This is a genomic window from Acinetobacter sp. MF4640, assembly GCF_002018895.1.
Classification (GTDB): domain Bacteria; phylum Pseudomonadota; class Gammaproteobacteria; order Pseudomonadales; family Moraxellaceae; genus Acinetobacter; species Acinetobacter johnsonii.
In genome coordinates this window covers 1-1992 of sequence record NZ_MVOM01000115.1, presented here as the reverse complement: position 1 = coordinate 1992, position 1992 = coordinate 1, and the positions used below count along the sequence as shown (strand labels likewise).

Below are 1992 nucleotides of genomic sequence, written 5' to 3'. Positions count from 1 at the left end.
TCTGAACCACGATATATGGCGAGTAGCGCTCGGACTTATCAAAGCGACTGGTTTGGATATAGACCCCAATCATTTTGCAGATTGAGCCATCTTCCCGCATTCGCTTTACGGCTCGAGCAACATAAAGTCGGACAGATGCTTTGATGTCATCCATTTCATAGACTGGGTTCCCATATGAACGACTGCTGATGATTTGCTTCTTCGCTACCGCATCATCACTCAGGTCAATACAAGAAAGGCCCTGTAGCTCAAGCACCGTCTTTTCCATCACGATACTGAACTGCTTTTTGATTTCTTTAGGATTGGCATTGATCAGATCTAGAACGGATTGAACACCCATGGCATTGAGCTTCTTACAGTTCTGCCTGCCAACGCCCCAAACTTCGGATACATCTACTTGTGCGAGTAGCGTTTCTGTAGAGCATGGGTCCATATGGACCAGATTACAGACTCCATTGAAAAACTTGTTTTTCTTGGCGAGATGATTGGCAATCTTGGCTTCAGTTTTAGAGCGACCGATTCCAATGCAGCAGGGTAGTCCTAACCAACGCCAAGCTTTAGCCCTCATATCTTGCGCATATTCAGTCAGGTCAAATAGATGCTCATAAGCTGTGAGCTTTAGGAAACATTCATCAATGGAATAGACCTCTTGGTCTCCTGGTGCAACATAGTCCCCAAGCAGCTCCATAAAGCGCTTGGACATTTCGCCATATAAGGAGAAATTACTTGATAGCACCTGAATGTCATGTTGCTTGATCAGATCCTGAATTTGAAATACAGGAATACCCATTTTAATCCCGAGGTCTTTCGCTTCTTGGCTTCTGGCCACCGCACAGCCATCATTGTTGCTGAGCACGATGGTCGGGCGATCATTCAAGGCAGGATTAAACACACGTTCACACGAGACGTAGCAATTATTCACGTCGACTAACGCGAATATTTCATTTTCACTTTTCATGGTTATTCTTCTTTTTATGAGCGGTGATAAATACGTTTTAAATTAAAAGTCACCACACCCCAGATTGAGATGGTCTGACTGTCATCAGGGATGATGTGATTGTAGTTAGGATTTTCAGCCTTCAACCAAAGTTCTGGAAGCGGATAATCTTCATCGCCAAATATCTCTTTGGTTTCGGACTTTGACATCTTATTGGTGATCATCAGCCGCTTAATTGTCGAGGCATTGTTATCAATCAGGGCAATAACAATATCGTAATGCTTGGCTTCAATACTGCGATCAATAATGATTGGATCATTAATCTCTAGGCCAGCATCAAGCATGGATTCACTGTCTACATAAGCAATGAACGTAGAAATCGGGTTGTGAATCAGGAACTCATTTAGATCAAGCGCTTTGTCTTGTTCATCCTTGGTACTAAAGGCTGGACCTGCAGGGATGCGCTCTAGAGATACGGGAATTGAGACTTTGGATTTGGGTAGAACTGCAGTAAGCCCTAACTGCGCAACCAGTTCATTTTGAACAGCGATTTGTTCAAGCACGGTATTGATGGTAGGGCTTGGCTTACCCTCTGGACCCATGAGCTCTTGTAAAGATGACCATGCGTCGTCAGAGAAGTAGATAGGCAACTTCTTAGACATGTGATACTCCTACGCTACGAGGCGTGTTTGGAAGTAGAATTTGTCTAAATAGGATATTACTAACAACGTTTGAAAATCAAATTTAAAAAGTTGTGGATAAACAAGGATGCGTCAGAATAAGACGTTTTGTTTCTGCTTATCGCGTGGAAAAGTGATGAATTCATCGGGCATTTGAAAAAAATATTCATGCGCGTGTTCATGATCTGCAGTCAGCCAGTCTTTTCTGTACTGCTGTGGAATAACGATGATGGAGCGTTTTTCATCCATCGGTGCATGGAATTGCTTCATGAAGGGGTGATGATCCGAATTGATGGTCAACATTGAAAAGGAACGTACCTTATTGCCATCAATCACCGCATCATCATAGATCCCTGCAACCGTGAAAGGCTGATC

General features: G+C 43.3%; 2 protein-coding genes and 1 pseudogene. All 3 read right to left on the bottom strand.

Features of this window, described 5'->3' with window-relative positions; translation table 11 throughout:
* The coding region (locus MF4640_RS18620) for a Y-family DNA polymerase (RefSeq protein ID WP_078390490.1) at positions 1-958 on the bottom strand (958 nt) is incomplete at its 3' end.
* Positions 959-972: 14 nt separating this feature from the next.
* Entirely contained in the window at positions 973-1599 is a 627-nt protein-coding gene (locus MF4640_RS18615) for a LexA family protein (RefSeq protein ID WP_004986501.1), read from the bottom strand.
* Between the two features lie 111 nt (positions 1600-1710).
* Positions 1711-1992, bottom strand: a pseudogene (locus MF4640_RS18610) (DUF159 family protein); the annotation flags it as partial.

Bases quoted from the DNA above. Each gene is read 5' to 3' on its own strand.
- MF4640_RS18615 (WP_004986501.1), bottom strand. From the start codon at position 1,599: ATGTCTAAGAAGTTGCCTATCTACTTCTCTGACGACGCATGGTCATCT.